Here is a 4,600-nt window from a genome sequence, read left to right as displayed (position 1 = left end):
GCCCCAAATCAACGGGCACATAAACACCACCCGCAACCAACACCGCCCACACACAAACCAACTGCTCCACCGACGACGGAACAGCCACCATCACAACCCGCTCAGGCCCCACCCCCAGACCCCGCAAATACCGCGCCAACCGAAACACCCGCCCACCGAACTCCTCATAACTCAACTCCACACCCACCGAGGAATCCACCACCGCAACACCCGCACCACAACCAGCCACCGCCCCCTCGAACAAGGACGAAACCAACTCACCTCCCCCACCGGCATCCGTCGCATTCCACTCCACCAACACCCGCTCCAACTCCACCCCATCAACCAACACAAACTCAGAAACACGCAACTCCGCATCCGAAACAGCGGACTGCAGAATCCGGCAGTACTGGGCGATGAAGCGGTCGATGGTGCGGCGCTCGAACAGGTCGGGGCTGTATCGGAGTGAACCCGCGATCGCGTCGCCCTCGACGGCGAGCCTCATCTCGAGGTCGAAACCGGTCGAGCTGGCCTCGGCGCTGACCGTCTCCAGGCCGAGACCGCCCAGCCGCGGGTTCTGGTCCTCACGACCACCGTCGAAGGCGATCTGGAAGATCGGGTTCATGCTGGCCCTGCGCTCCGGGGCCACCGCCTCCACCACCCGCTCGAAGGGGATGTCCTGGTTGGCGTAGCCGCTCAGGGCGACGTCCCGGACCAGTCGCACCATCTCGGTGAACGTCGGGTCGCCGTCCCACTTCACGCGCAGCGGCAGCTGGTTCACGAACAGGCCCATGAGGCCTTCGAGGTCACCGGAGGTGCGGCCGGCCACAGGGGTACCGGTGACGATGTCGCTCGTGCCGGTGCAGCGCGCCAGGAACACGTCCCAGGCCGCCAGGAGCACCATGAACAGGCTCGCGTCATTGGCCTCGGCGAGGACACGCAGGGCGGCCAGGGTGGCCGGTGGCACGGAGAAGTCGACGCGCTCGCCGCGACCGCTGAGCACGGTGGGGCGGGCGTGATCGGTGGGCAGGTCCATGGCCTCGGGCGCGCCGCGGAGCTGGTCCCTCCAGTACGTCAGCTGCTGCTGTGCCGCGTCCGACGTCATCCAGGACTCCTGCCACTCGGCATAGTCGCTGTACTGGATGGGCAGCGCTTCCAACGCGGGAGCCGGCCCGCCGCGGGCGGCCTCGTACAGGGCGCCGAGTTCTCGCCAGAACACGTCCATCGACCAGCCGTCGACGATGATGTGATGCACGATCAGCATCAGCAGGTGGCAGTCCGGCGCGAGACGAATGATCCGGACCCGCAGGAGCGGCCCGCGGGTGAGGTCGAACGGCTCGACAGCCGCCCGCCGGGTCCATGCGACGGCCTCCTTCTCGGCCACGGTTGCGTCCTGGCCGGACCAGTCGACCATGGCCACGTCGAGCGGCGCCGGATCGGCGATGACCTGGACGGGTTCACCGGCGACGTTCTCGAAATGCGTGCGCAGGATTTCATGACGCGTACGCAGGTCATTAAGCGCACGCGTGAAGGCGGCGGCGTCGAAGTCGCCACGCAGACGCCAGAGATAATCGGCATTGTACGCAGGGGATTCCGGCTGCAGTTGGTCGACGAACCACAGTCGGCGTTGCGCGAACGAGGCGTGCGCCCGATTGCTCTCCGGGGTGGCGCGACGCGGTATCCGCTGCTCTTCGACTCCATCGACCGCAGCCTCACGAAGCCGCTGCTGAATGAGTTCGAGCTGTTCGATGCTGAAGTCGTTCACTGCCGCTCCCTGGCATTCTGCTGTGGTAAGGGAAATCCACGCGCCGTCTTGGATGACTTTGCGCCACCGTCAACGTAGTTGATTTCCCATGCCAATTGCCGTGAGTAAAGCGAGCGGTACGGGCATTGAGCCGGACGGCATGTCCCGCCAGCGAGACACCCCTCATGTCACCGCACGTGCGGTCACACGGCGGGCCGACCACGCCGAAGGAGTACGACGACCGCGGCGACGGCGCCCAGGAGGATAGTGCCGACCGCCGAGGCGAGGAGCGTCTGGCGTGCGCCGATCGCCGTGCTCAGCGGTCCGCCGATCATGTTGCCCAGGGGTACCGAGACGATCATCACGGTGCCCCGGGCCGCCAGCACCTGCGACAGCTGCTCCGGGGTGGCGGAACGCTGGAACAGCACGGTCGAAGTGGCCGCGTACGGGGCCCAGATGAGGCCTGACAGACCGAAAGACACCAGGACCACGGCGGTGGGTGCGCCGAGCCCCATGGGCAGCAGCGCGGCGCCGAACCCGGTGACGATGCCAATGGTCGTCGGCCACAGCGACCAGTTGCGCAGATAGCCGGTGACCAGTCCGCCGACGACCGAGCCCACGCCGAACGCCGTGTAGTACCAGGCGAGAGTGGCCGCCGAGCCACCGAGGTCTTCGGAGACCAGAAGCGGTAGGGCGACCAGTACGGGGCCGAAGAGGAAGAAGTATCCGAAGGTCAGGGCCAGCAGTCCGGAGAGCCTACGGTCACTCAGGATGGCGCGGAAGCCGGCCGAGCGGGACGCCTGGTCGCGCGGTGTACCGGAGCCGGCCGCGCCGGGGGCGGCCAGGCGGTAGGTGAGGGCCAGCAGGGCGAAGGTGGCCGCGTCGACCGCGATGACCGTCGCCGCGCCTCCCCAGGCGATGAGCAGAGCGGCGACGGGCGGCCCGACGACGGTGGCGAACTCACTGAAGATCGTGATCACCGCATTCCCCGCCAAGTGGTGTCGCTCCTGTAGGACTTCGGTGAGCAGTGTGTACCGCCCGGCCGTTCCCCAGGCGTGCAGCAAGGAGGAGGCAGCCAGCAAAGCGATGTAGAGCCCCATGGTCAGCGCATCGAGGACGTACATGACCGGAATCAGGCCGAGCGCGATGGCCCGCAGAACCGCGTCCCAGCCCGCAAGCTGGCCTCCGCTACGGGCCGACAGCACTCGCCCGAACAGAATTCCGCCCAGCGCCCCTGGCAGGATGTACGCCACCGCGGCGGCCGCCACCCATGTGCCCTTGTCGCTCTCGGGGGCCAGTTCCAGGGCCAGCCAGGTGATGGCGACGGTGCTCATTCCGTCACCTATGTAGGACAGTCCCACGCCGGGCAGGATTTTCCGCAGAACCGGATGCCGGACCACCGGCCAGTAGGGCGATGAGCTGACGATTTTTCGTACGGATTCGATTGCCATGGCGTCATGACATAGGCGAGGGCCGTTCGATGTCAACCGCTCTCGCGCAGAGCGTATCCACGGCCTCAGGAAGAAGGTATGACGATGGATCTGGGAAATCCGGACCTTTACGCAACAGGCGATCGATACGCCCACTGGCGGTCTCTGGTCGCAGACGGAGAACCGCACTGGAGCGAACCCGGTCCGACACACGCCGGTTTTTGGTCAGTTTTCTCGCACGAAGCATGTGGCAAGGTACTTTCACCGTCGGCTCCGATGACGTCGGAATACGGCATGATGATCGGGTTCGACCGGGAGCATGCCGACCTCTCCGGCGGCCGCATGCTGGTGACCGCCGAGGGCGAGCGGCACCGGAAGCTGCGTCGCATCGTCAGCCCGTTCCTCTCCCGCCTCGCCGCCGGTTCCTTCAGCGAACGCATCGAGCAGGAAGTGACCGGCCTGCTGCGCGCCGCGCGGGAGAGCGGGCACGAGGGGGACGCGCTCGACGTCGCCAAGGGGATCGGGCCGTACATACCGGCGGCCACCGTCTGCGAGATCCTCGGCGTGCCGGCCGCTGACCGGGAGTGGCTCATCACGCTGACCGGGCATGCGTTCGGCGGTGAGGACAGCAGCTACGACAGCATGACACCGTCCACGGCGCACACCGAGATCCTCACCTACTTCTACGACCTGATCACGGAGCGCCGGCGGCGCCCGGGCGGCGACCTCGTGAGCGCGCTCCTCGCCGATGCGGAACTCGACGACCAAGACGTGTTGCTGAATTGCGACAACGTGCTGATCGGCGGCAACGAGACAACGCGGCATGCCATTGCCGGCACCTTCCACGCCCTCGCCCAGGCGCCCGACACCCTGACCCTGCTCAGTGGAGATCCGGCGGCCTTCGCACCTGCCGTGGAAGAGGTGCTGCGGTGGACTTCCCCGGCACTTCATGTCCTGCGGGTCACCACGGGCGAGTTTTCGGTCGGCGGGCGGGTGATTCCGACCGGGAGCCCGGTGGTGGCGTGGCTACCGGCGGCCAACCGCGATCCCCAGGTGTTCGACCGGCCCGATGAATTTCGGCCACAGCGCACCCCCAACAAACATATGGCGTTCGGACACGGTCTACACCATTGCATGGGGGCCGCGTTGGCCCGGATCGAAATCGGCGTCCTGCTGCGTGTGCTGAGCCGGGAAGTGAAATCGATATCGATCACGGATGAACCACAGTGGATCCGTGGCCTGCTGGTACAGGGATACAAGAGCATGCGCGTGGCCCTCGACTGGAATTGAGGAATTCCGAGATGAATCGAATGATCCCCGAACTGCGTCCTGCCGAGCGGCTCGTCGACCGCTTCGAGGCGTGGGTGGACCGGGCTCCGGAGGCGGTGGCCCTCGTCTCGGACGGCCACGAGATGACGTACGGCGAACTCGACGTCCGCGCCAACCA

At 66.5% G+C, this 4,600-nt stretch carries 3 protein-coding genes; 1 reads left to right on the top strand and 2 read right to left on the bottom strand.

What is annotated here, in order from left to right:
* Together AC07C1_RS41075 and AC07C1_RS41070 are read right to left on the bottom strand one after the other, a co-directional pair.
* Window positions 1-1,744 (bottom strand): condensation domain-containing protein (locus AC07C1_RS41075; RefSeq protein ID WP_478947218.1); only part of this gene is annotated, 1,744 nt, incomplete at its 3' end.
* A 182-nt stretch (window positions 1,745-1,926) separates the two neighbouring features.
* The gene (locus tag AC07C1_RS41070) at window positions 1,927-3,174 is read right to left on the bottom strand and encodes an MFS transporter (RefSeq protein ID WP_478947217.1); all 1,248 of its coding nucleotides are present in this window, start codon (window positions 3,172-3,174) and stop codon (window positions 1,927-1,929) included.
* Between the two features lie 255 nt (window positions 3,175-3,429).
* Between AC07C1_RS41070 and AC07C1_RS41065 the strand changes: the two genes are divergently transcribed.
* Window positions 3,430-4,443 carry a cytochrome P450 gene (locus AC07C1_RS41065; RefSeq protein ID WP_478947216.1) on the top strand — a complete coding sequence of 338 codons (1,014 nt, stop codon included), beginning with the start codon at window positions 3,430-3,432 and terminating at the stop codon, window positions 4,441-4,443.
* Window positions 4,444-4,600 lie beyond the last annotated feature (157 nt).

This window comes from Streptomyces sp. NPDC045022 (assembly GCF_056432605.1).
Note: the sequence above shows the minus strand (reverse complement) of the source record. Positions and strands in the feature narration are given on the sequence as shown.

Coding starts and splice junctions, on each gene's coding strand:
- AC07C1_RS41070 (WP_478947217.1), bottom strand. CDS start 3,174: ATGGCAATCGAATCCGTACGAAAAATCGTCAGCTCATCGCCCTACTGG.
- AC07C1_RS41065 (WP_478947216.1), top strand. CDS start 3,430: ATGACGTCGGAATACGGCATGATGATCGGGTTCGACCGGGAGCATGCC.